Genomic DNA, 23,075 nt, shown 5'->3' with positions numbered 1-23,075 from the left:
TCAACTACAGGGATACGAGTAAACATGGATAAGCACCTCCGCGTCGCAGTCATTGGGGCAGGCCCCGTTGGGCTGGCAGCCGCAGCGCACCTACTCGAACGCGGCCTCGAGCCGATCATCTTCGAAGCCGGTGCATCTACAGGGGCAGCCATCGAACAATGGCGCCACATCCGCCTCTTCTCCCCGTGGAGATTCAATCTCGACGCTGCGGCTGTCCGGCTGCTTAAGCCCACGGGCTGGGAATCGCCCCGTCCCACCGCGCTGCCCTATGGCGGGGAACTCATTGATGACTACCTCGCCCCGTTGGCAGATCTCCCCGCCATTGCTTCCCGCCTGCAGACCGGCGCCCGCGTCATCGCCGTCACGCGTGCCGGACTCGACAAGACCCATGTACGCGACCGTGACACCACGCCGTTTATGGTCCGGGTTGAACATGCTGCCGGTGAGGTGCGCGATTACATAGTGTCGGCCGTCGTCGATGCTTCGGGCACCTGGGCGACCCGCAACCCGCTGGGAACCTCCGGGTTGCCCGCCATCGGCGAAGACCGTGCAACAGACCGCATCTCTTCGCCCCTGCCCGATGTTTCCGGGCGGGATCGGGATTCGTTCGCTGGCCGACGAGTCTTGGTGGTTGGCGCAGGCCACTCCGCTGCGAACACGCTGATCAACCTCGCCGATGTGGCCAAAAGCAATCCTGAGACCAAAATCCTCTGGGCCATCCGCGGCGTTACCGCGCAGAAGGTCTACGGCGGCGGTGACGCGGACGGCCTGCCTGCCCGTGGCCAGCTCGGCTCGCGGCTGCGCCGACTCGTCGAATCCGGCGCCATCGAACTGCACGCGGGATTCGGCATCGCAGCCCTGAAGAATCTTGATTCCGGACTGACGGTGGAGTCAGCTGACGGACGGACGCTGGAAACAGATGTCATCGTCCCGTGTACCGGCTTCCGCCCTGACCTTGAGATGCTCCGGGAATTGCGGCTGAACCTGGACCCTGCTGTTGAAGCTCCTACGGAACTGGGGCCGCTGATCGATCCTGAATTCCACTCCTGCGGCACGGTCCCGCCGCATGGCGCGAAGGTGCTCGCCCATCCAGAGAAGGACTTCTACATCGTCGGCATGAAGTCGTACGGCCGTGCGCCCACCTTCCTGCTGGCCACTGGCTATGAGCAAGTCCGCTCCGTGGCCGCCGCCCTGGCGGGGGATCAGGTTGCGGCGGATACCGTTCACCTTGAACTGCCGGAGACCGGGGTCTGCTCCTCCGACGCGGGTACTAGCTGTGACGTTCCCGTCACTGATTCGAAGCGAGAGGCAGAAACCGGCTGCTGCGCGGCACCCGAACCAGCATTCGTCGGGTTTCCGACCGGACTCGTGCATGGCCGCTCCGGCAGCAACAACTAAAAGAGCCAGTCACCACTCAACATTGGAGCAATGTCATGGCCGAAATTCGTGAAACCAGTCTTGGACTGCAAGACAATACCGACCTCCTGCACCGCATCAGCGACCGGCTCTCCGTGCGCTACGCCGGGATCTTCGCGGCCGAAACGGTGGAACGCTACGTCTTCGAGTCCTACGCAGCCTTGGCACGTACTGCGAAAATCAGCGCCTACCTGCCCGCAACCACCGAACACTTTGCTAACGACAGGCTCCACGCGCTGGCCAAATCCAAAGGCTCACTCGCCTCAGGGATCCCCGAAGTCCTCTTCGTTTGCGTCCAGAACGCAGGCCGATCGCAGATGGCCGCAGCCCTGCTCAACGTCGAGTCCAAGGGTAAGATCCGGGTCCGCTCAGCCGGTTCCATGCCCACCTCGGAGCTGGACGCAAACGTCGTGACGGTCATGAAGGAGATGGGTTTGGACCTTAGCAGGGAATATCCCAAGCCACTCACGGACGATGTTGTGCGGGCCTCGGATGTGGTCATCACCATGGGGTGTGGAGACTCCTGCCCGATCTACCCCGGCAAACGCTACGAAGACTGGGAACTCACCGACCCCGCCGGCCAGTCCATTGACACCGTCCGCGAAATTCGCGACGAGATCCACGAACGCGTCAAGACCTTGGTTGCGTCCCTCACGAAAGAAGCAACACTCTCATGACCCAGAAGCACCCCGCAGTCCTGTTCGTCTGCAGCAAGAATGGGGGCAAGTCCCAACTCGCAGCTGGCCTCATGCGGGAGCTCGCCGGCGATCGCGTGACAGTGTATTCCGCCGGAACCAAGCCGGGAGGCTCCCTGAACGGGCAAGCCGTGGAGTCATTGGCCGAAGTGGGCATTGACGTCACCGGGGAGTACCCCAAGCCTGTTACCGACGAGGTCCTGAGCCTCGTTGACGCCGTCGTGGTCCTGGGGACGGAAGCCAAGCTCGATCCGCCTGCCGGGAAACTGTTTGAAGTTTGGGAGACCGACGAACCCTCCGAGCGCGGCATTGAGGGCATGGAACGTATGCGCCTTGTCCGGGATGACATCAGCGCACGGGTCCAGACGCTGTATGGAGAGCTTGCCAGCGGCCAGTAGCTAGGCGCTGACCGTGTTCCGCTCGCGGTAAGCGTCGGCGGCGTAGACGCCGAGGACGCGGACCTCGGTGGTGAAGAATTCCAGCTCCTCCAGGGCACGTCGGAGGCGGGCATCCTGAGGGTGGCCCTCGACGTCCGAGATGAACATGGTGGCCGCGAATTCGTTGCCCACCATGTAGCTTTCCAAGCGCGTCATGTTGAGCCCGTTGGTCGCGAAGCCACCAAGTGCTTTGTAGAGGGCCGAGGGAACATTGCGGACGCGGAAGACGAAACTGGTGATCGCGGGACCGGGAAGCTCTTCTTTTGTGGGGAGTTCCTGCTCCCGTGCCAGGACCACGAAGCGTGTGGTGTTGGTGGGGTCGTCCTCCACGCCTGAGGCCAGGACGTCCAGCCCATAAAGCCCTGCGGCGAGCGGCGGTGCCAGCGATAGCTTGCGGGGATCATTCCAGTCCCGGACTTCTCTGGCTGACCCGGCGGTGTCACCGGCAATGACGGGTTTGAGGCCAGCTTCACGGATAATTTTCCGGCACTGTCCCAGCGCATGGATGTGGCTGTGGACCTCCGTGGCGCCCTCAATGGTGCTGCCGGGGATTCCCAAAAGATCGAAGCGAATGGGCAGGAAGTATTCGCCCACGATCTGCAGCTTGGACTGGGGTAGCAGGACGTGGATGTCGGCCACTCGTCCGGCGATGGAGTTCTCAATGGGGATCATGGCCAGATCCACTTCGCCAGTGGACACCAGTTCAAATGCGTCCTCAAAGCTCGCGCAGGGAACGCTTTCGAGTTCTGGGAACATTTCCTTGCACGCGAGATCCGAATTGGCTCCCGGCTCACCTTGGTACGCAATCTTCTGGGACATGCTGCTCATGCTTACACGCGGAGCGCCCGGCCACCCAACCGCGTCCACCCTGTGACTGGACAAGTGGGAGCCGCCTCTTCTACGTTCAGGGCAAGGATGGGGGACCGACGATGACCACTGCCAACGTGCTCCGAGACCACACGACGGCTTTCAACGAGCACAGAATTACAAGGTTTGCAGGAACTGCGATGGGGCTGACAACGCTCGTCTGGGCAGTCCTGCTTTCAGGCAGCGTGGGCGACCCCGGGCAGGTATCGTTGCCATGGCACGTTGCGGTGCATGCGCTGAGCCTGCTGTCAGCCTTGGCTGTCTACATCTACTGTCGGCAGGTGGCTCACAGGACAATCGCTGCCGGACTCATGTGCTTTGTGGCCGTGGCGTTCTTCTTCGCTGATGTGGCTAGGGGTTTCAACTACAGCCCTTACTTCGGCATCGCGGTCATCGTGTGGGGTGCCAGTTCCCGGCGGCCTTTCCTTGCAGGCGCGGGCGTGCTGGCCTTCGCCGCCTCGAATGTGGTCCGGTTTGGCCAGTCATGGGGTTTTGATCACTCCCTTAGCGCCGTCGTCGTAGCCGCGTCCGGCATGATCATCCTCGCGACGGCACTCGCCACCCGTCCCGGAGACACTCGGAAACCCACCTGAGTCGCAGTTCAGGCCGTTATGAGAGAGCTCAAAGGGCCTGAACTGCGACTCAGCTGGGAGGGGAGATCAGCCGTTGATGACCTGCGGGACCCCTAGAGCCTTGAGGCCTTCGGCGCCGAACTCCAAGCCATAGCCGGACTGCTTCGCGCCACCGAAGGGAATACGCGGATCTACCGCACCGTGCTTGTTGATCCACACGGTGCCGGCCTGGATGCGGGAGGCGACTTCGCGTGCGGCACCCAGGTCGGAGGACCAGACTGAGGCGCCGAGTCCGACGTCGAGCGCATTCGCCTTGGCGACGGCCTCATCAACGGTGCCGTATTTAACAATCGGCAGGGCTGGTCCGAACTGTTCCTCTGCGACCAAGGGGTTGTCGTTGTCGATATCGGCCACCAGCGTGGTGGGGTAGAAGTTGCCGGGTGCGTCGGCGTCGGGGTTGCCACCCAGCAGCACGCGGGCACCGGAGGCCTTGGCGGCCTCAACCAGCCGGGCCACGATGTCATACTGCTGCCGGTTCTGCAGCGGGCCCAGGACGTTGTTCTCATCCAAACCAACTCCCATGGGCATCGCAGCAGCGACAGCAACAAGTTCTGAACACACGGCCTCGTACTGTGACTCGTGAACGTACAGGCGCTTCAGGGCAGCGCAGGTTTGGCCAGTGTTGATGAATGCGCCCCAGAACAACCCCTCAGCAATGGCTTTGGGGTCGGCGTCGGGCAGGACGATGCCGGCGTCGTTACCGCCGAGCTCCAGCGTGAGCCGCTTGACGGTATCGGCGGACGAGCGAATGATCGCCTTGCCCGTGGCGGTGGAGCCGGTGAACATGACCTTGCCTATGGCATCGTGCGAAGCCAGTGCTTCGCCGACGTCGCGGCCGCCGGAGACCACGGACAGCAGGCCTTCGGGCAGCTCTTCGTTGATGATCGAAGCCAGTGCCAGCACGGACAACGGAGTGTACTCGGAGGGCTTGACCACCACGGCGTTGCCCATGCGCAGGGCCGGGGCGATCTGCCAGACGGTGATCATCATGGGCCAGTTCCAGGGGCCAATGGCACCCACGACGCCAATGGGCCGGTAGTGCAGTTCGGCGCGGGTTTCGCCGTCGTCCACCACGGTTTCGGGGTCCAGCGGCGTAGCTGCCGTGGCGCGGAGCCAGGCGGCGCAGGCGCCGACTTCGAAGCGCGCGTTCGGGCCGTTCAGTGGTTTCCCTTGCTCGCGGGAGAGCAATTGGGCGAGTTCTTCTGCGGAACGTTCGACGGCGTCGGCAGCCTTCATGAGGGCGGCGGACCTGGCGTCGTGGCCCACGGCAGCCCAGGCAGGTTGCGCTGCTGCGGCGGTTGCAATGGCGGCTTCGAGCTCCTCCACCGTGTGGACGGGGGCTTCGCCGACAGCCTCGCCGGTGGCGGGATCAAAGATAGTGCGGCTGTTCTGTCCGGTGGCCGGGGTGATCGAGGCCAGCAGGGCGTCGTAAGTCTCCATTGGTACTCCGCTCGGGTAGTAAGTCTTGGCGGCCGTTGAGGCACGCGGCGATGCTTCCAGTGTGGTTGGCGTCACGGGGATGTGCCTTGTCGTTGAACGAACAGCCCTTGACGGGAAGCGAACGGTTTCCAACGGCCTATGGGTGCCGGATAATCGGCGGGGTGACTCTTGCATCCCTCGCAGCCTTCGCTGGACTATGCCTCATCCTGGCCGTGACACCCGGCCCGGACACCTTCCTTGTGTTGCGCATCGCGCTGAACCGGCCCAGTGCCGGAATCGCAGCGGCCGCAGGTTCGGCAGCTGCCGCCATCGTGTGGGCTGGACTGGTGGGCGTGGGGTTGGCCGCGATCCCGGGACAATCGGCCGAACTTTTCCGCTGGCTGAAGATCGCTGGCGGGCTGTACTTGTTGTACCTCGGCGTCTCGTCGTTCATCAGGTCCCGGAAGGCCGCGAGAGCCGCCAAGGCGGACGTCAACGGCACGGGTATTGAGGTGCCGCTGCCGTACAGCCGGCTCTCTGCCCTGGGCGCGGGGGCCCTGTCCACGCTGCTGAATCCCAAGGTTGGCTTGTTCTACTTGGCCGTGGTCCCGCAGTTCATCCCACACGGCGGGGACACCATGGGCACGTCGCTCATCCTGGGCGCAGTTGTTGCCGGGGTCGCTTTTGTGTACCTCTCGATGATCGCCGTGGTGGCGTTCAAAGCGATGAGGTGGCTCAAGCGCCCCAAGGTGAGTACCGTCGTCGAGCATGTCAGCAGCGGTGTGATCGCCGGGCTGGGTGTCGGCGTGGTGGCGTCGGGCGCCACCAGCTAGCTAACTAGTTCAGCGAGATGCGCAGACGTTCCACGCCCTCGGAGCCTTCCGGCACTTGTTCCATGAGCTCCGGTTCATTGGCAAGGCGACCAAGCATGTTTGCCAGGTGGTCCCGTTCGGCGGGCTTGTAGGTGACGCCACGAAGGTCAGAGGCTCGGACAACAGAGGCCAAAGTAAGGAAGTCATCGATGTGTCGCTGCCGTAGGGGGTCGTTGATGATGGTCAGCGCTGCCGCTTTGCCGATGAGGCTACCGAGCATCGTGGGCCGGTTGACACTGCCGGACGCTGATCCGGCTTGAACTCCGACGGTTTCGGAGCGATCGAGCGCTTGCTGGCTGGCTGGTGCAGCAATCGTGGTCCCGCCGGTAAACCCGCGTCTCTTCTCGGCGCGTTCGCCCAGATGGCGCGGAATGAGAACGTCCACCAAAGCTTGGCCGCGCTCCCATCGATGCTGGTAGCCCTCCGGGGATTCTCCAGCGGATTCGAAGCCGAGCCTCACGAGGAGCTCAGTGAAATCGTGAAGCATCGTGGGGTATGCCCGGATGTCCAACGCCATATCGGCGTCCTTGGTGGGTCGCACGTACGGGGCACCTCGTTCGATAGCGTGCAGGAAAACCGCTTGGCCGCCGACCAGGACCCAACCCTGCGGCATCACACTATGGATTTCGAAGACAGCCTGCCACGCTTCCTGCTGTTCGGTGAGCATTGCGGGAAGTTCAATGGGCATGGACGCTCCTGAGGATTTCACGTGCGGCTTGTTGTTCACGGACACCGGGCCGTTCGGCCAAGTCTGCCGCCACCACTAGTGGGGGAAGTTCGTCGGGGACTTGGTCGGCGGCGCGGAGGATTACATTCGGCCTCTTGCCGGGGAATGGCTCAACCAGGAACCAGTCCTTGACGATGTCCTTGAGTTCGTCGCGTCGCACGTATGCTTCAACCTCTGAGTTGGCAAGCAGCCCAGAGCGCGGGTGAGAGACTCCGGAGAGGTGAATTCGTTTGTCCTCCCGAAGCTCGGCGATGTCGTCCTGGCTGGAAGAGAACTCGAATCTTTCGGCGCGATTGGCAAGCCATGCTGCGAGAAGCTTGAGTGAGTCGGGGGAGTCCTGCAGCCGGCTGATGCGCTCTTTCAGGCGATGTTTCTCGACCGGGGAGGGTTCGAGGTAATCAAGGAGAGAGTGCCGTGGGCTGTTTTCCCAGAAGCAGGACACGAGTTGCCAGGCGCTGCGTTCGGACAGTGGCCGGCCGGCGGGCTTTCCAGACCGGTACTGGGCAGCGTTGGCTTCCTCAACAACCCAGCGTCCGCCCACTCGTTGGCCGCGTATACGTCCGGATTGGACGAGCTGCCGCGCTCGGCTCTCGTTGACGTTGAGGCGCTTCGCCAGCTCGGGGATACTCAATGCCATTTCATAATCATATCGGTATCGCTATGAATATGTAATCAGTCTTTGGGTCAAGAAGCTACTGGAAGTGCGGGCCGTGGGTGCTCAGGGCGGGTTTCCCCCGCCAAGGCTGACCTTAGAGCCCTAGCCATTCGTAGCTCCTGCAGTCTTCGGTTCTCCCTCTTACATGTGGCAAGGAATCAACGACAATATCGCGGTGGTCATCGACCCGGGAGGTACTGGGGTGGTGGCCTCGGGCACCACTAGCTAGCTAGCCGGCCAGTAGCGCCAGGTAGTTCTCCAACTGCCCGGAGAGGTCCAGGGAGAAGTGCTCGGCGGGGGATAGTGCGGCCACGATCTGCGCGCCGAGCATCATGTTGAGCAGGTGATCGGCGACGGCGGCGTCCCCGATGGGGGCTTTGATCTCGCCTGCCGTGCGGGCTGCTGCGCAATGCGCCGCAATGGTGGTGTGCCACTGGCTCATGGACGCGCTGTGCAATGCAGCCATGTCAGCGTCGTTGAGTGCCTTCTGCCAGAACGGAATCACGATGCGTGCTTCGTTGACCCGTTCTTCATCCAGCGGCAGGACTTCGGCGCAAAACGCCCGGAGTGCCGCCACCCCGGATAGCCCTTCAGTCATCGTGGCGATGCGCTGGTTCGTCCGGTTGAACACGTGCCCGAATGCCGACGTCAGCAGCAGGTCCTTGGTGGGGAAGTAGGGCTTCAAAGCGCCGTTGGCAAAGCCTGCTTCCTCGGCGATTTCCCGCATGGTGGCGCCCTCCATCCCCAGCCTCGCGATGATGCGCCAGGTTGCATCCACCAGCTCGAGGCGTCGTTGATCGTGGTCCACAATCTTTGGCACTGACGGGGCTCCCTGAAAAAAAATGGCGGACAGGTCTTGTGACCCATCTTACTTTTTGTTTATTCTCTACATCTATAGAAAATAAATCCTGACCCATCATAGGTCCCGGACAAGAGGCAGCCATGACGCCCACAGCAACTGAGACAGCAACTGAAGCCGTCGCCATTGAGGAAACGCAGTACGCCCTGGCAAAGGGCGCCGAAATTTCCCAGGTGCAGGGGATCCTGCAGGCCGCCGGCCACCTTGGCTCCGGGAAGCGAATCGCCTACTTGGGGTTGGTGGACCCATCCCGTGGCCAGTCAGAGCAGGACCGCCGTTTCCGCGTCTTCATCCATGACATTTCCGGCGGAGCTCCCAGCGACATCCTCGTGTCCGTGACCCGCGGCGAGATCCTGAACGCCATCGAACTGGATACCAAGGTCTCCGGCGAACTCCCCGTGCTGGAAGAAGAGTTCGAGGTGGTGGAAACACTCCTCGCAACCGACGAGCGCTGGCTCGCCGCGCTTGCGGCCCGCGACCTGGACGTAGAGAAAGTCCGCGTCGCGCCGCTCTCCGCCGGTGTCTTCGAGTACGACGACGAGAAAGGTCGCCGCATCCTGCGTGGCCTCGCTTTCGTGCAGGACTTCCCGGAGGACAGCGCTTGGGCACATCCCGTGGACGGTCTGGTGGCCTATGTGGACGTGGTCAATAAGGAAGTCACACAAGTCATCGATCTCGGCGTGATGCCGATCCCCACAGAGCACGGAAATTACACGGATCCTGAACTGACCGGTCCGCTCCGCGAAACCCAGAAGCCCATCAGCATCACCCAGCCGGAGGGGCCGAGCTTCACGGTCAGCGGCGGGAACCACGTGGAGTGGGAAAAATGGAGCGTGGACGTCGGCTTCGATGTCCGCGAGGGAGTCGTCCTCCACAACCTCGCCTTCCAGGACGGCGGCAAAAAGCGACCCATCATCAACAGAGCTTCCATCGCAGAAATGGTGGTTCCCTATGGCGATCCCTCACCCATCCGGTCATGGCAGAACTACTTCGACACCGGCGAATACCTGGTAGGCCAGTATGCCAACTCCCTGGAGCTTGGCTGTGACTGCCTGGGCGACATCACCTACCTGAGCCCTGTCATCAGCGACGCTTTCGGCAACCCCCGCGAGATCCGCAACGGCATCTGCATGCACGAGGAAGACTGGGGCATCCTCTCCAAGCACTCAGACCTCTGGACCGGCATCAACTACACCCGCCGCAACCGCCGTCTGGTGATCTCTTTCTTCACCACTATCGGCAACTACGACTACGGGTTCTACTGGTACCTCTACCTGGACGGCACTATCGAGTTTGAAGCCAAAGCCACGGGCATTGTGTTCACCAGCGCGTTCCCGGAGGGCGGTTCGGACAACATCTCCCAGCTCGCCCCGGGCCTCGGAGCCCCCTTCCACCAGCACCTCTTCAGCGCCCGGCTGGACATGGCCATCGATGGGTTCACCAACCGCGTGGAAGAAGAAGACGTAGTCCGCCAAGCCATGGGTGAAGGCAATGAGCGTGGCAACGCGTTCTCCCGGAAGCGCACTGTGCTGGCCAAGGAATCCGAAGCCGTCCGGGAAGCCGACGCGCGCTCTGGCAGGACGTGGATCATCTCCAACCCCGAGTCCAGGAACCGTCTCGGCGAGCCAGTTGGCTACAAACTACACGCCGAGAACCAACCCACACTGCTGGCCGATCCAGGCTCATCAATCGCGAAGCGCGCGGCTTTCGCTACCAAGGACCTATGGGTCACGCGCTATTCCGACGAGGAGCGCTATCCCACGGGCGACTTCGTGAACCAGCACTCCGGCGGCGCCGGCTTGCCGGCCTACGTGGCCCGGGACCGCGACATTGATGGCCAGGACATTGTCCTCTGGCACACCTTCGGGCTGACGCACTTCCCACGTGTAGAAGATTGGCCGATCATGCCCGTGGACACGGTTGGCTTCAAGCTCCGCCCGGAAGGCTTCTTCGACCGCAGCCCTGTCCTGGATGTGCCGGCCAATGCCTCCGGTTCGAGCTGCCACACCCCGGAATCTGCCAGCAAAGGCGAAGAGCACGGCGAACCCGCCGGGCACTGCCACTAACACCCCACCCGGGACACTCACAATGACAACGACTGCAGGGCGGGTTCGGGCCTCCGGGCCTGTCCTGCACCCCCGGATCTGCGCAGCCCTCACGGCAGTCTCCTGCCTGGTGCATCTCTGGCTCGCAGCCTCGGGACACCACCAGGCCTGGCTGGGTATCGTCATGATTGGCCTGGCGGCCGTCTGCGTTCCCTGCACGGTTCATATCTGGCGCCACAGCCGCGTGGGCGCACTCCACCAGGTGACCACCTCGGCCTTGGCCATGGTGGGCCTCCACGCCGTCCTGCTGCTGGGAGCGGGCGGTTCCGGACACGCGCACGGTGGGGGACCGGCGTCGAACGCTGTTGATACCTCCGGCGCTGCCGGATTGTTGCTGGTGATCGGACTGGAAATCACGACGGCGTTACTCGCCGCGACGCTGGTAGCCCGCCTCCGCCGTCGGGTGGCTGTGGCGTCGTGACCCACCCAGCCGCCGAAGTGGCCCATCTTTGCCGCAGCAAAGTCCGGTGTTCAGGCAACAGGGGCCGGCCGGGAAGGCCAAAGAAGGGCCAAAACGTCAGGGGCAGAGCGAAACCCGCGTCAGTTTGTCCGGGTTGGACAGTTGTCGGAGCCCCCGGATGCTCCCATCCGGAGCAGCGTCCACCTCAATGACGTCGGAGCGGCCATGATGCCTGAGCACCAAAGCCGTTCCGCCGTTGACCTCGATGAGCCAGGCGCGGACCGGCTGCACGGGATCGAAAACCACTGCTTTGCCGAGGATGCCCGCGAAAAAGCGCGCAATCCTGGCCGCCCCGAACAGCGGGTTCATGGCGCTCTTGACCTTGCCTCCGCCGTCGGCCCAGAGAACGGCATCCCGATCCAGCATGGCTACAACCGTGTCAATTTCACCCTGCTCGATTGCCCGTACCAGCTTCTCCAAGGCCGCTCGATCCTTGGCCCGGGGAGCGGGTGCCTCCGGATCGATCTCCAGCCGACGCTCCGCCCGCGAAATCATCTGGCGCACGGCCGCGGGGGTCTTCTCCAGGATTTCGCCGATGTCGATGGCGGACATCCCGAAGGCCCGGTGCAAAACGAGCGCCGCTCTCGCCTCGGGAGCCAGTTGCTCGGCCAAGTGCAGCAGGGTCAAGGACAGGAGTTCACGGTTGGCCACCGCCTCGTCCGGGAGCTTGGAGGTGTCCACCGGCTCGGGCAGCCAGGGGCCGGTGTAGTCCTCGCGCACGGCGGCGAGCTGGCGAACCCGGTCAATAGAGCGGCGGACGCACACGGTTGTGAGCCAGGCCGGCCAGGAATCCACACGGTCCGCGTCGGCTTTCCGCTCTCGCTGCACGGCATCGATCGCCACTTCAGACACGACGTCCTCCGCGTGTCCGAAGTCGCCCAACATTCTGTAAGCGATCCCCAGGAGGCGATTCCGTTCGCTCTGCCACGCCGAAGTGGCCGACACCGCAAGAGTCATGCTGCCAACGCTACCTCTCAGACGATCGGGTTCTTCTCATCTACGGGCGGCTCCATTTGTGTGCTGACGGCGATCCTGTTCCACACGTTAATGGTGGAGATGGCGAGGATCAGGCCGCCCATCTGGCTGTCATCGAAATGCGTGGCAGCAGCGTTCCAGATTTCGTCTGTGACAGTCTCCGGGCCCAGTTGGGTTACCGCGTCCGTCAGGGCAAGAACTACCTGCTCGCGTGCATCGAAGAACACCTTCGAATGTTGCCACGCCGCTACGGCATGCAGCTTCCTTTCAGGGATACCGCGCTTCCGGCCGTCGGTGGCATGCATGTCCACGCAGAAGCCGCAGCCGTTGAGAATGGAGGCGCGAAGTTTGATCAGTTCGTACAGATCGGGATCGACTGACTTGCGGGCGTAGCCTTCGAGTCCGATGACGGCGGCGTAGCCGAGCTTGTTGCTGCGGCCAATATTGATGCGGGGCATGCTGTTTTCCCTTCAGTGGTGGTGCCTTACATAGGGATGTCGGATTCGGTGCCGAAAGTGTGACAGGGGCGGCAAATTGTTAGAGTCAGTCGATGCGCGCAGTAGTTTTTGATGAGGTCCTAACCCAGCCCGACGTCAGGGAAGTAGCCAAGCCCCAGGCTCCCGTGGGAGGCGTGGTGGTGAAAGTACTGGCTACGGGCATGTGCCGCAGTGACTGGCATGCTTGGGCCGGACACGATGACATCGCCATGCCCCACGTGCCGGGCCATGAGCTCGCCGGCGTGATCGACGCCGTCGGGGAAGGCGTCCAGCGCTGGAAGGTGGGCGACCGCGTCACCGTCCCGTTCGTCTGCGGCTGCGGCGCCTGCGAATGGTGCCTGGCCGGCGACGCACAGGTCTGCCCGGACCAGCAGCAGCCCGGTTTCACCCACTGGGGATCGTTTGCCGAGTTTGTGGCCTTGCACGCTGCCGACAGCAATTTGGTGGCTATACCTGACGGCGTTGAATTTACGACGGCGGCAAGCCTCGGCTGCCGCTTCGCCACGGCATACCGTGCGCTGGCAGCGCGGGCGCAGGTCAAGGCAGGCGAGTGGGTAACTGTTGTGGGCGCGGGCGGCGTCGGGCTGAGCGCCGTGATGATCGCCAAAGCCATGGGAGCAAGGGTCATTGCCGTGGACCGGAACCCCGAAGCCCTGGCTGTGGCCGCACGTTTGGGTGCGGACCATACTGTGCTCGCTGATGGCGCTGACATCCCGGCCGCAATCAACGGACTCTCCGGCGGAGGCAGCCATGTGGCGGTAGACGCCGTCGGAAGTGAACAGACCTGCGCAGACGCGATCCTTAGCCTCCGCAGGCGCGGCCGGCATGTTCAGATCGGTTTGCTGCCCTCCATCGACGGTAACCCGCAGGTACCCATGGCACGTGTGATCGGTTGGGAACTGGACCTCCTTGGCAGTCACGGCATGGCTGCTGTGGACTATCCGGGCATGATGGCGCTCATTGAACAGGGTGCGCTCCAGCCGCAGCTGCTCATTGAACGCACCATTGGCTTGGAAGACGCTGCGGCACTGCTGCCCGGCTTCGATCAGGCCAATCCCGCCGGCATGACCATGGTGGACCCCGCGCGGTAAGTGCAGCTTAGTTGGGGGCGTCCGCGGGTCGGTCCCGGTAAGCGGCCAGGAAGTGGTCGATCCTGCGCACGGCTTCCTCAATGTCCTCTACAGCCGGCAGGATCACGAAGCGGAAGTGGTCAGGAGTGGGCCAGTTGAATGCCGATCCGTGCGAGACCAGGATCTTCTGCTCCTGCAGGAGTTGGAGGACGAACTTCTCGTCGCTCTCAATGGGGTAGATTTCCGGATCCAGCTTTGGGAACAGGTACATGGCGCCTGCTGCTGGAACGCAACTGACGCCCGGGATTGCGGTGAGGAGTTTCCACGCCAGGTCCCGCTGGTCGCGGAGCCGGCCGCCTGGACGTATGAGTGCTTCGATACTTTGGTATCCGCCCAGGCACGTCTGGATGGCGTGCTGTGCAGGAACATTGGCGCACAACCGCAGGGAGGCGAGCAGTTCCAAAGATTCCCGGTAGGCGATGGTCGCGGTCCGGGGTCCCGTGACGGCAACCCAACCTGCCCGGTACCCGGGCATTCGGTAGGCCTTGGACAACCCGCTGAACGTCAGGACACAGACGTCTTCAGCAACCGCCGCGGTGTGGATATGGGGAGCATCCACATATCGAATTTTCTCGTAGATCTCATCCGAGAACAGCACTAGATCATGCTTCCTCGCCAGCGCAGCGAACTGCTCCAAAATGTGGCGGGGGTAGACGGCGCCGGTGGGATTGTTCGGGTTGATGATCACTATGCCCTTGGTTCGTGGCGTGATCTTGGCTTCGACGTCGGACATGTCCGGCCACCAGTTCTCGTCCTCATCACAGAGGTAGTGCACGGGGTTGCCGCCGGTCAGAGTCACGGCTGCGGTCCACAAGGGGTAATCCGGTGCCGGGATGAGGATTTCGTCGCCGTTCTCCATGAAGGCCTGCAAGGTCATGGAAATGAGCTCGCTGACGCCGTTGCCAATAAAGACGTCCTCGACGCCGATGGTCATCAGTCCGCGCGTCTGGTAGTACTGCGAGATGGCTGTGCGGGCGGAGAAGATGCCCTTGGAATCGCTGTAACCCTGTGCGCCGCGAAGGTGATGGATCATGTCCACCACAACAGACTCCGGCGCCTCCAGTCCAAACGGTGCTGTGTCCCCAAGGTTCATCTTGAGGATGCGATGCCCCTCCGCCTCCATGGCCTTGGCCGCTTGGAGGATGGGCCCACGGAGTTCGTAGCGGACATTTTGAAGTTTGCTGGAGTGCTGCATCGGACGCATGGTAGATCTTTTCATGACACCGCCCCGCCCGAGTAAATGGTTCCAAAATCAGAGCCAGCGAATAATCACCGGTTGCCGTTTGGTGCTGGCCGAAACCTCCCGCTCCGTGCCGTCCACCGCAACAGCGAAGTGCTGGAGTTCCTCAGAGGAGGCCAACACCTCGAAGTGTCCTGTGGCATCACTGACCACAGCGTTGGCGGAGGAATGGGCGTGGATGTACGCGTCCGGGATGCCTTTGTTGTGTCCGTCCACCAGTCTTCCGCGGATGCGTCGCGCGGTTCCGGACGTGCCTGTTTGTGGCGGGACAGGCAGCTCCGACGGTTCCTCAAAAGGGAGGGAAACAGGGATACGCACCAGAAAACCCAGCCCTTGTTCGATGGCTGCGGAGTACTCCTCAAACTGGAGTTCCCCATTGGAGACCACCGAATATTGGCTGTGGAGTTCCACCGCGAGGAGGAGTTGTTCCATGTTGTCCAACTGCTCGGGTCCATGGCACTCCACGGCCACCTTTAGCTCAAGATCCAGGACCGGCCCTTCGCTGCGGGACCTTCCTACGCGGCTGAGCGTGACAGCCCGGACCGTAACCGGAGCGTCTGGCGGGGGAACTACGGCGGTGGGGGACCCGTCGTCGAACCTGACATGCTGAGGGGCGACGGCGTCGGAAAGTACCCCCAGAAGGTCGGACAGCGACGAACGCACATGGCCCACGGCAGAAACCCCAGCCGGACAGAAATCCACTAAATCAACTGGAACTAGGCTACTCCCGGAGTTGTCCATAGTCACTGGGATTCAGAGGTAACTCCAATCGATTGAAGCCACCCTGACCATTGGGTACCTCCACTATGCTCAGTTCATGACGACGGGGGAAAGCCCTAAGCGGCCTGGTGTGGTGACGTTCTCGGTGGTGCTGATGTACATCGGTGGCATCGCTCAAATCATTCTGGGGATCCTGACGATTTTCCTGCGGTACACACCGGAGGCCCAGTCCGGTGGCATTGCCTTGCCCATCACGCTGTTTGGTGCGGGGATGGTCCTGTTCGGCCTGTTGGTGATCGGGCTGGCCTCCGGAGTAGCGCGGGGAAGCGAAGCTGCCCGCCGCGGCGCCACAGCGGTCATGCTGCTCGGGCTGGCCTTTGCCGTGCTGGACCTGATTATTGCCTCTGATGGAGATTGGTCCGCTGTGATCTCGCAATCCATCGCAACGGTGGCCGTAGTTATCCCGCTGTGGGTCGGCCGCGGGCGGCGCTACTTCGAGACTCGTTGACGCAGGGCCTCCTGGGCGTCCCGGTAGGCAACACGGCGGTGCACGAAGCGGACAATCTCGATCAGCGCGATACAAGCCACGGATGTTCCCAGGACGAGTAGCGCCGTTGGGAGCGTTGGGTCGGTGAACTGGAGGAACTCGCGGGCAATCGGCACGGAATAGACGACTACCAGCCCGATCATCATGGCGCCGATGACCATCCCTTTGAACCGGGTGACCGGTCGCGAGAGCACCACCAGGATCCAGATGCCGATGATCGCCAGGATGAGTGTGGATCCGGTCCTGATCTCCGCTTCCGGAATTTGCAGGTTCGCGGCGAGCCGGGCGTAGGAGGCCAGGCCCAGGGTCACGGCCACACCCGCTGGCACGGCGAACGTGAGTGACCTCCGCAGGAAACCGGGAACGTAGCGCTGGGCGTTGGGCAGCAAGGCCAGGAAGAACGCCGGAATGCCGATGGTCAGGCCGTCAGTCACCGAGAGCTGCCGGGGAAGGAACGGGAAAGGCAGCAGGAGAATGCCGAACGAGACGGCAAGGAACGTCGCGTAGGCCGTCTTGGTGAGGAACAGCATCGACACACGCTCGATGTTGGCAATGACCTGCCGGCCCTCGGCCACCACGCTGGGCAGGTGCGAGAACTTGCCGTCCAAGAGCACCAGCCGGGCCACTGCCTTGGTGGCGGCGGCACCGGAATTCATGGCGACACCGATGTCCGCTTCTTTGATGGCAAGGGCATCATTCACGCCGTCGCCAGTCATGGCAACAGTGCGGCCTGCAGCCTTCAGTGCCACGACGATCCGCTTCTTCTGGTCAGGTGTCACCCGGCCGAAGACCACGTTGTTGTTGATGACGTCAAGGAACTCCTTATCGTCATCCGGCAACTCCCGGGCGTCAAAACCGTGGGGTGCATCCAGGCCGACTTCCCGGGCGATCGCGGCCACCGTTTGTGGGTTGTCACCCGAGATGATCCGGACATCCACTTCCTGTGCTGCGAAGTAAGTGAGCGTCTCCGCAGCGTCCGGACGGATGTTCTCCTTGAACGTCAGGAGGACCACGGGGACAGCATCTGGCGGAACGGTCTCGTCGTCGGTGGGTGTGCCGTGGGCAAGGACCAGCGTGCGCCGGCCGGTGGTTGCCAACTCCGCGGCTTGGGTGGCAAGTTGCCGCTTCACGGGATCGCTGGAGTCGTGGTCCGGGAACACCATTTCGGGGCCGCCCAGAATCCACATCCCGTCGTCGAAAATCACCGCGCTCCACTTGCGGGCCGACGAGAAGGGCACCCGGTCAAGCGGGTGGCCGGCTGGCTCGTTGAAGTGCCCCGCGAGGCTGCGGGCCGTTGCGTTGGCATCTTTCTGCACGCCATACCAGGAAAGAACCGACTCCCAACCCGGACGAGAGGTGAGCGGGTGCACGGCGTCGAAAACGATGTCGCCTTGGGTTAGCGTCCCGGTCTTGTCGAGGCAGATGATGTCCACCCGCGCAAGGCCTTCCACCGCGGGCAGCTCCTGCACCAGCACCTGCTGACGGGCCAGCTTTACCGCCCCCACAGCGAAGGTAATGCTGGTCATCAGCACCAGACCCAAGGGAACCATGGCGACGACGGAGGCAATAGTCGCCGTCGCTGCCTCGCGCCATGCGCCACTTGCGGAGGCTTCGGCCCACCCGCCTTGGGCAATCATCTGCGCATTCAAAACCAACAACGCCACCGGACCCACGAACCAGGTGACCCATTTCAGTACCCGGTCGATCGAGGACCGGAGCTCAGAGGCCACCAAGGAGAATCTCTTGGCCTCCGCCGCGAGCGAGTTCGCGAATGAGTCCGCGCCCACCCGGTCCACTACGGCTGAGCCCTCGCCTGCCACCACCACGGATCCGGAGAGCACGCGGTCACCGTCGGTCTTTTCCACAGCATCGGATTCGCCGGTGAGCATGGACTCGTCCACTTGGAGGCCCCGTGACCCGGACACCAGACCGTCGGCCGGCACCTGGTCTCCAGCCCTCAGGACAAGGGTGTCGTCCAGCACAACATCGTCCAAGGCGATCTCTGCCTCTGATCCATCACGCATCACCCGTGCATGCGGGGCGTTCAACAGGGCCAGACGGTCCAAAGCCCGCTTTGCCCGGTATTCCTGGACGCTGCCGATGACCGCGTTCGCGATGGCGCTGAAGCCGAAGAGCGCATCCTGCCAGCGGCCGATCGCGAACAGAACAATGAAGCAGGCAAGGATGATGCCGTTGAACAGGGTGAGCACATTGGCGCGGACGATGCTCCACACGCTGCGGCTGGTGTCTTGGACGAACGCGTTGGTTTGCCCCGTGGCCACTCTCTCTGCCACCTGGGCAGTGCTCAAGCCCTGTGCCGAAGACCCTACGAGCCGGACGGCAGCCCCTGAAAGATCCTTCTCGTTTGGCACTCATGCCCCCGTTTGTTGAGTCGGTGGAGCGATGGGATTGAGTATGCCAGCCGTTAGGCCGTAAAGGCGAGGTCCTTCGCGTGCAGCCTATGGAGGAGTGGTTCGCCGCGCGACACTCGATGTGCTTCCTCGATGGTACTGACGGCCATGCGTTCGAGTTCCATGCCCAGGGAACCCGCCAGGTGGGGCGTGAGCAGCACATTGGGGTGCGTGTAGAACCCGGAATCGGCAGGGAGCACCCAAGGGGTGGTGACGTCCAGGACAGCGTAAAGGTCGCCTTCCTCGATGCGCCGAAGCAGCGCGTCCTGGTCCACCAGTTCGCCTCGTGCGGTGTTGATGAAGGTAGCTCCCGGCTTGAAACTGGCCACCAGCCCTTGGTGGATCAGGTTGCGGGTAGACGGGAGCGACGGCGCGTGGAGGCTGACGACGTCGCAGACTGCCACAAGCTCTTCCAGGCTCACGCGTTCGACGCCGAGCGCTGCTGCCGCTGCATCGTCCAGGAACGGGTCTGCCACCACTACCTGAACGTCGTATGACTTCAGGAGGCGTATGACGTGCTTGCCGATCCTCGAGGCGCCGATGATGCCCACGCGCTTGCCGAAATTGCCCATGTCCGGGAAAACCTGATCGGGCTCTATCTCAGTTTTCTCCAAGTGCAGTTTCCGGGCTATCTGCAGGACGCGCTTGTTGGCCAGGAGAATCATGGCCACCGTGTATTCAGCCACGGGGATGGAGTTGGCATCAGCAGCCGTGCTGATTTCGATGCCCCCTTCCCAACACTCATTGCCTACGTGGTGCTTGACTGTGCCGCCTGCATGGAGGACATGGGTCAAGCGAGGGGCCGCGGCCAGGGCTGCGGCATCGAGCCTCGGGCAGCCCCAGCCAGTGATGAGGATGTCCGTTTCTGCGAGGAGTTCCAGCGAGCGCGGCGACATGAACTCTTCCATGGGCTCCGGGCTGAGCAGCCGCAGCCCGGGGGCCAAGGACTCGAGCCTGCGGGGCGGAAAGACACGGGACACGACGCCGGGACCCATGGCGAGGGCGACGTTCAGTTGGGCTGTGGTCACTTGACGCTCCCTGCGGTGAGGCCGGACTTCCAGAAACGCTGCAGCATGATGAAGGCCACCAGCAGCGGAATGATGGACAGCAGAGAACCCGTGATGACCATTGGTGTGAATTCAGGCTGCGGTACCGAGTAGCCCTGCCAGATGGAGATGCCGACGCTGACGGGCAGCAATTGCTGGTCCTGGAGCATCACCAGGGGAAGCATGAAGTTGTTCCACACCCCCACGAACTGGAACAGGGCAATGGTGATGTAGCCGGGCATCATCATGGGCAGGCCCAGGGAGAAGAAGGACCGGATGGGTCCGGCGCCGTCCATGCGTGCGGCTTCAAGGGTTTCGGCAGGAACGTAGCTGGCGGAGTAAACCCGCGCCAGGTACACACCGAAGGGGTTGCACAGGACTGGGATGAGGACGGCCCAGATGGTGTTGGTCATGCCCACCAGGGAGGCCAGAAGGTACATGGGCAGCACCGTGGCCGTGTTGGGAATCAGGACGCCCACCAGGACGAAACCGAAGAGTGAGTCTTTCCAACGGAACTGGAACTTGTCGAACGCATAGCCGGCCATCACCGAAATCAGGCTGCCCAGCACGGCGCCAACACCGGCATACATCACGGAGTTACCCAGCCATCGGAAGAACAGGCCTCCGTCCTGCTTGGCCACGTTGGCGATGTTCTCGAACAAGGAGAAGTTCCCCAGAGCGTAGGCGCTGGTGCCGTAGAGGTCCGCCGCGTTCTTGGTGGAGGCGAACACCAGCCACAGGACCGGTACCACCATGTAGGCGGAGCCGATGATCAGGAGACCGTTGACGGTGAGCTTGCTGGCGAAGCCACCGCCGCGGTTGGAGCTGGATCCGGTGCGGTTGGAACGGGATCCGGCGCGGCGGGGAGTTGCTGTGTCCGGGGTGGTGCGGGGGCGGGGGAGAGTTGAGGCGCTCATGATTTGTTCATCCTGGAGCTAAGGCGGGTGACGGCCAGGGACAGGACTGCGGCCAGTCCGGCGATGATGATGGAGGCAGCCGCGGCCTGGTTGAGGTTGTGACGGATGAAGGCCGCGTCGTAGGCCCAGAGGTTGGGAACCCAAGTACTGGTGACTGATGCTGTGGCTTTGGAGATGATGGACGGTTCCGTGAACAGTTGCAGGGTTCCGATGATGGTGAAGAGCATGATCACGCTCAGCGCCGGAAGGATCAGCGGGAACTTGATGCTGATGGCCGCGCGGATTTCGCCGGCACCGTCCACGCGGGCGGCTTCCAGGATTTCGCGGGGAACAGCCTGCAAAGCGGTGAACAGGATAATGACGTTGTAACCGGTCCACTCCCAGACGCCGATGTTCACGATGGACGGAAGAACCAAGTGCGCGTCGAGGAAGTTGATCTGGATCCCGCCGCCTTGGAGAGCCTGGATCAGCGGACTGATACCCGGGGTGTAGAGATAGGCCCAAATGAGGGCGGCGATGACGCCGGGTACTGCGTGGGGAAGGAACACCAGGAGCTGGAAGAGCTTGCGCGCCTTGGCCACCGTTGCATCCAGGAGGAGGGCGAAGACCACTGCGCCGCCCACCATGCAGGGAATGTAGATCAGGCAGTACAAGCCAAGGCGGGCGATGCCTTCCACAAACGTTTCGGACTGGAAGACCTGCACATAGTTCTCAAGTCCAACGAAGACCGTCTTGGCTTCCCCGAAGCCCAGCCCGGACTTCTGCTGCGAGTGGAAACTCAGCACCAGGGAGTAGATCACCGGTGCGATCATGGCGATCGCGAAGACCGCGAAGAAGGGAACCAGGAACAGCGCGGCAGTCCTTCCGCCGGTTCCCGCCAGTGCACGGCCTCGGCGGCGCACTGTGGTGGTGAGGGCCTGGGTGGCCATGGGATTCTCCTAGCTTGGAGGGGGCCTCATCCTGAGGCCCCCTGCCTGTGTGGCTATTCGGTGGCGGAGTTACTCTTTGACGGAAAGGCCGGCCTGCTTCAGGCTTGCCACGGTGGCGTCCTGGGCAGTATCCACGGCGTCATGGATGGTACCGCCGGTGGTCAGCTTGCCGTAGGCGTCCTTGAGCGCAGTGTTGGTGATGTCCCAGTTGGGACCCCACTGCCAGCCCGGGGTGATGGTGCCGTACGCCTTGGTGAAGACCTCGTAGATGTCGTTGCCGAAGTAGCTGGCGTCATACGCCTTCTGCGCCACCGGCGTCAGGCCCGGGAAGGCAAGGAAAGCGGAGCCGGTGTTGCCGCGGGCCTTGATGGCTTCCTGGCTGGTGGTGAGGAACTCGACGAACTTGGCGGCCGCGGCCGGATTCTTGCTGCTCTTGGTCACGTTGAAGCTGGATCCGCCATAGAAGGCGCCGGACTCGTTGCCCCACGTCGGCAGTTCCGCAGCGATCCACTGGCCCTTCTGACCGCTGGCCTCGGTGCGCTTCTGGATGCCCGTGGCGCTCCAGTTGGCACCCAGCACGCCAACTACGTTGCTGTTGGCCAGGTCCAGGCTCCACTCGTCACTGTAGGCTTGGCTGACTTTGACGATCTTCTGGTCAATGAGCTTCTGCCAGTAAGAGGCAACCTTCTGCGTGGCCTCATCATTGACGCCCACTTTCCAACTGTCACCCTCGGTGCCGAACCACTTGGCACCTGCCTGCCAGGCCAATCCGGCGCTCGCCGCTACCTCGTTGGGGTTGAAGCTGGCCAGGTAGGAGTCAGGCGCTACGGCTTTGAGCTTTTTGCCGGCCTGTTCGAATTCATCCCAGGTTTTGGGGACCTCGACGCCGGCCTTTGCCAGCATGTCTTGGCGGTACCACATGAGCATAGGGGCTGCGTCGTACGGAAGCGCGTAGGTTTTCTCACCGAACTGGACCAAAGCCTTGGTCTCGTCCGTGAGCTTTTCCACGGTCTCGGCCTTGTTGATCAAGCCATCGAGCGGGATCACCTGGCTGTTGCTGACGAACTGCGGCAGCTGCGGATATTCGATGGTGGCTACGTCAGGGCCGTTGCCTGCCGTGATGGCGGTGGAGAGTTTTGCGTAGCCACCGTTGGCACCGTTGGGGATGGTTTCGAAGCTGACCTTGATCTTGTCCTGGCTGGCGTTGAACGCTTCGGCCACTTTGTCCATGCCTGCCAACGAGGACCAGAAGGTGATGGATCCTGAGGGATCTTCCGTGGGGGTGGGCGCTGCCGCTGGGGTGGGGCCAGTACCGCAGGCGGCCAGCAACAGAGTGCTGGCGGCCAAGCCAGCTACTCCGGCAAAGAGATGACGACGCTTCATGGTGTTCTCCTTTGAAGACTTGCGATGCGAAGAAGGTTTGTGTGGTTGGGGCCACATGAGGTGAATCCATGTAACCGCGCTGCTTCGAACATCTACAAGATTTCAAACATTTTCAAACATTGCCGAGTGACGAGTT

General features: G+C 62.6%; 23 protein-coding genes. 9 read left to right on the top strand and 14 right to left on the bottom strand.

Going from position 1 to position 23,075, the window contains the following annotated elements:
• Positions 1-24: 24 nt before the first annotated feature.
• Genes A477_RS0116685 through A477_RS0116675 form a run of 3 tightly spaced genes read left to right on the top strand, consistent with a single transcriptional unit; the run spans position 25 to position 2,509 of the window.
• The gene (locus tag A477_RS0116685; RefSeq protein WP_017200075.1) at positions 25-1,398 is read left to right on the top strand and encodes an FAD-dependent oxidoreductase; all 1,374 of its coding nucleotides are present in this window, start codon (positions 25-27) and stop codon (positions 1,396-1,398) included.
• A gap of 35 nt (positions 1,399-1,433) precedes the next feature.
• On the top strand, positions 1,434-2,093 hold the full coding sequence (locus A477_RS0116680; RefSeq protein ID WP_017200074.1) for an arsenate reductase ArsC: 660 nt from the start codon (positions 1,434-1,436) through the stop codon (positions 2,091-2,093).
• On the top strand, positions 2,090-2,509 hold the full coding sequence (locus A477_RS0116675) for an arsenate-mycothiol transferase ArsC (RefSeq protein ID WP_017200073.1): 420 nt from the start codon (positions 2,090-2,092) through the stop codon (positions 2,507-2,509). Before A477_RS0116680 ends, A477_RS0116675 begins: the two co-directional genes overlap by 4 nt.
• On the opposite strand, the gene A477_RS0116670 is transcribed toward A477_RS0116675, so the two are convergent.
• A complete protein-coding gene (locus A477_RS0116670; protein WP_026005710.1) occupies positions 2,510-3,367 on the bottom strand; it encodes a prephenate dehydratase in 858 nt (285 codons plus the stop codon). It lies immediately after the preceding gene.
• Between the two features lie 110 nt (positions 3,368-3,477).
• Here A477_RS0116670 and A477_RS0116665 point away from each other — a divergent pair, with 110 nt between their 5' ends.
• A complete protein-coding gene (locus tag A477_RS0116665; protein WP_017200071.1) occupies positions 3,478-4,008 on the top strand; it encodes a hypothetical protein in 531 nt (176 codons plus the stop codon).
• Positions 4,009-4,074: 66 nt separating this feature from the next.
• Here the strand turns inward: A477_RS0116665 and A477_RS0116660 are convergent, their stop codons facing one another.
• Entirely contained in the window at positions 4,075-5,487 is a 1,413-nt protein-coding gene (locus A477_RS0116660; RefSeq protein ID WP_017200070.1) for an aldehyde dehydrogenase family protein, read from the bottom strand.
• 161 nt (positions 5,488-5,648) lie between these two features.
• Between A477_RS0116660 and A477_RS0116655 the strand changes: the two genes are divergently transcribed.
• Complete coding sequence (locus tag A477_RS0116655; RefSeq protein WP_017200069.1) at positions 5,649-6,299, top strand: LysE family translocator; 651 nt, start codon at positions 5,649-5,651, stop codon at positions 6,297-6,299.
• A gap of 4 nt (positions 6,300-6,303) precedes the next feature.
• On the opposite strand, the gene A477_RS22430 is transcribed toward A477_RS0116655, so the two are convergent.
• The 3 genes from A477_RS22430 to A477_RS0116640 all read right to left on the bottom strand — a co-directional run bounded on the left by A477_RS22430 (position 6,304) and on the right by A477_RS0116640 (position 8,540).
• A complete protein-coding gene (locus tag A477_RS22430; RefSeq protein WP_017200068.1) occupies positions 6,304-7,026 on the bottom strand; it encodes a hypothetical protein in 723 nt (240 codons plus the stop codon).
• Entirely contained in the window at positions 7,016-7,702 is a 687-nt protein-coding gene (locus A477_RS0116645) for a helix-turn-helix domain-containing protein (protein WP_017200067.1), read from the bottom strand. Before A477_RS0116645 ends, A477_RS22430 begins: the two co-directional genes overlap by 11 nt.
• Before the next feature lie 247 nt (positions 7,703-7,949).
• Complete coding sequence (locus tag A477_RS0116640; RefSeq protein WP_017200066.1) at positions 7,950-8,540, bottom strand: TetR/AcrR family transcriptional regulator; 591 nt, start codon at positions 8,538-8,540, stop codon at positions 7,950-7,952.
• Positions 8,541-8,662: 122 nt separating this feature from the next.
• On the opposite strand from A477_RS0116640, the gene A477_RS0116635 reads away from it, so the two are divergent.
• Positions 8,663-10,645 (top strand): primary-amine oxidase, encoded by a 1,983-nt coding sequence (locus tag A477_RS0116635; protein WP_017200065.1) that lies wholly within the window; start codon positions 8,663-8,665, stop codon positions 10,643-10,645.
• Positions 10,646-10,667: 22 nt separating this feature from the next.
• Positions 10,668-11,105: a hypothetical protein gene (locus tag A477_RS0116630; protein WP_017200064.1), complete on the top strand. Its 438-nt coding sequence runs from the start codon at positions 10,668-10,670 to the stop codon at positions 11,103-11,105.
• A gap of 96 nt (positions 11,106-11,201) precedes the next feature.
• On the opposite strand, the gene A477_RS0116625 is transcribed toward A477_RS0116630, so the two are convergent.
• Positions 11,202-12,101, bottom strand: a complete 900-nt coding sequence (locus A477_RS0116625; RefSeq protein WP_026005708.1) for a sigma-70 family RNA polymerase sigma factor — start codon at positions 12,099-12,101, stop codon at positions 11,202-11,204.
• 17 nt (positions 12,102-12,118) lie between these two features.
• Positions 12,119-12,577, bottom strand: a complete 459-nt coding sequence (locus A477_RS0116620; RefSeq protein WP_017200062.1) for a carboxymuconolactone decarboxylase family protein — start codon at positions 12,575-12,577, stop codon at positions 12,119-12,121.
• A gap of 92 nt (positions 12,578-12,669) precedes the next feature.
• On the opposite strand from A477_RS0116620, the gene A477_RS0116615 reads away from it, so the two are divergent.
• A complete protein-coding gene (locus A477_RS0116615) occupies positions 12,670-13,707 on the top strand; it encodes a zinc-dependent alcohol dehydrogenase family protein (protein WP_017200061.1) in 1,038 nt (345 codons plus the stop codon).
• 7 nt (positions 13,708-13,714) lie between these two features.
• Here A477_RS0116615 and A477_RS0116610 read toward each other — a convergent pair whose 3' ends face one another.
• Positions 13,715-14,950, bottom strand: a complete 1,236-nt coding sequence (locus A477_RS0116610; RefSeq protein ID WP_020372838.1) for a pyridoxal phosphate-dependent aminotransferase — start codon at positions 14,948-14,950, stop codon at positions 13,715-13,717.
• Positions 14,951-14,998: 48 nt separating this feature from the next.
• Positions 14,999-15,658: a hypothetical protein gene (locus A477_RS0116605; protein WP_017200059.1), complete on the bottom strand. Its 660-nt coding sequence runs from the start codon at positions 15,656-15,658 to the stop codon at positions 14,999-15,001.
• 145 nt (positions 15,659-15,803) lie between these two features.
• On the opposite strand from A477_RS0116605, the gene A477_RS0116600 reads away from it, so the two are divergent.
• Positions 15,804-16,214, top strand: coding sequence for a hypothetical protein (locus A477_RS0116600; protein ID WP_237715817.1), 411 nt, complete (start codon positions 15,804-15,806; stop codon positions 16,212-16,214).
• On the opposite strand, the gene A477_RS0116595 is transcribed toward A477_RS0116600, so the two are convergent.
• The 5 genes from A477_RS0116595 to A477_RS0116575 all read right to left on the bottom strand — a co-directional run bounded on the left by A477_RS0116595 (position 16,196) and on the right by A477_RS0116575 (position 22,939).
• Entirely contained in the window at positions 16,196-18,625 is a 2,430-nt protein-coding gene (locus A477_RS0116595; protein ID WP_017200057.1) for an HAD-IC family P-type ATPase, read from the bottom strand. The genes A477_RS0116600 and A477_RS0116595 overlap by 19 nt on opposite strands.
• A gap of 53 nt (positions 18,626-18,678) precedes the next feature.
• A complete protein-coding gene (locus A477_RS0116590; protein ID WP_017200056.1) occupies positions 18,679-19,692 on the bottom strand; it encodes a hydroxyacid dehydrogenase in 1,014 nt (337 codons plus the stop codon).
• Positions 19,689-20,627 (bottom strand): carbohydrate ABC transporter permease, encoded by a 939-nt coding sequence (locus tag A477_RS0116585; protein WP_014922889.1) that lies wholly within the window; start codon positions 20,625-20,627, stop codon positions 19,689-19,691. Before A477_RS0116585 ends, A477_RS0116590 begins: the two co-directional genes overlap by 4 nt.
• Positions 20,624-21,556, bottom strand: coding sequence for a carbohydrate ABC transporter permease (locus A477_RS0116580; RefSeq protein ID WP_014922888.1), 933 nt, complete (start codon positions 21,554-21,556; stop codon positions 20,624-20,626). The genes A477_RS0116585 and A477_RS0116580 overlap by 4 nt, the downstream gene beginning before the upstream one ends.
• Before the next feature lie 69 nt (positions 21,557-21,625).
• The gene (locus A477_RS0116575) at positions 21,626-22,939 is read right to left on the bottom strand and encodes an ABC transporter substrate-binding protein (RefSeq protein WP_017200055.1); all 1,314 of its coding nucleotides are present in this window, start codon (positions 22,937-22,939) and stop codon (positions 21,626-21,628) included.
• Positions 22,940-23,075 lie beyond the last annotated feature (136 nt).

It is taken from the genome of Arthrobacter sp. M2012083, from assembly GCF_000281065.1.
In the GTDB taxonomy this organism is placed as follows: Bacteria; Actinomycetota; Actinomycetes; order Actinomycetales; family Micrococcaceae; genus Arthrobacter.
This window is presented reverse-complemented; position numbering and strand designations above follow the sequence as displayed.

Coding starts and splice junctions, on each gene's coding strand:
- A477_RS0116685 (WP_017200075.1), top strand. CDS start 25: ATGGATAAGCACCTCCGCGTCGCAGTCATTGGGGCAGGCCCCGTTGGG.
- A477_RS0116680 (WP_017200074.1), top strand. CDS start 1,434: ATGGCCGAAATTCGTGAAACCAGTCTTGGACTGCAAGACAATACCGAC.
- A477_RS0116675 (WP_017200073.1), top strand. CDS start 2,090: ATGACCCAGAAGCACCCCGCAGTCCTGTTCGTCTGCAGCAAGAATGGG.
- A477_RS0116670 (WP_026005710.1), bottom strand. CDS start 3,367: ATGTCCCAGAAGATTGCGTACCAAGGTGAGCCGGGAGCCAATTCGGAT.
- A477_RS0116665 (WP_017200071.1), top strand. CDS start 3,478: ATGACCACTGCCAACGTGCTCCGAGACCACACGACGGCTTTCAACGAG.
- A477_RS0116660 (WP_017200070.1), bottom strand. CDS start 5,487: ATGGAGACTTACGACGCCCTGCTGGCCTCGATCACCCCGGCCACCGGA.
- A477_RS22430 (WP_017200068.1), bottom strand. CDS start 7,026: ATGCCCATTGAACTTCCCGCAATGCTCACCGAACAGCAGGAAGCGTGG.
- A477_RS0116645 (WP_017200067.1), bottom strand. CDS start 7,702: ATGGCATTGAGTATCCCCGAGCTGGCGAAGCGCCTCAACGTCAACGAG.
- A477_RS0116635 (WP_017200065.1), top strand. CDS start 8,663: ATGACGCCCACAGCAACTGAGACAGCAACTGAAGCCGTCGCCATTGAG.
- A477_RS0116630 (WP_017200064.1), top strand. CDS start 10,668: ATGACAACGACTGCAGGGCGGGTTCGGGCCTCCGGGCCTGTCCTGCAC.
- A477_RS0116625 (WP_026005708.1), bottom strand. CDS start 12,101: ATGACTCTTGCGGTGTCGGCCACTTCGGCGTGGCAGAGCGAACGGAAT.
- A477_RS0116620 (WP_017200062.1), bottom strand. CDS start 12,577: ATGCCCCGCATCAATATTGGCCGCAGCAACAAGCTCGGCTACGCCGCC.
- A477_RS0116615 (WP_017200061.1), top strand. CDS start 12,670: ATGCGCGCAGTAGTTTTTGATGAGGTCCTAACCCAGCCCGACGTCAGG.
- A477_RS0116610 (WP_020372838.1), bottom strand. CDS start 14,950: ATGCGTCCGATGCAGCACTCCAGCAAACTTCAAAATGTCCGCTACGAA.
- A477_RS0116600 (WP_237715817.1), top strand. CDS start 15,804: ATGACGACGGGGGAAAGCCCTAAGCGGCCTGGTGTGGTGACGTTCTCG.
- A477_RS0116585 (WP_014922889.1), bottom strand. CDS start 20,627: ATGAGCGCCTCAACTCTCCCCCGCCCCCGCACCACCCCGGACACAGCA.
- A477_RS0116580 (WP_014922888.1), bottom strand. CDS start 21,556: ATGGCCACCCAGGCCCTCACCACCACAGTGCGCCGCCGAGGCCGTGCA.
- A477_RS0116575 (WP_017200055.1), bottom strand. CDS start 22,939: ATGAAGCGTCGTCATCTCTTTGCCGGAGTAGCTGGCTTGGCCGCCAGC.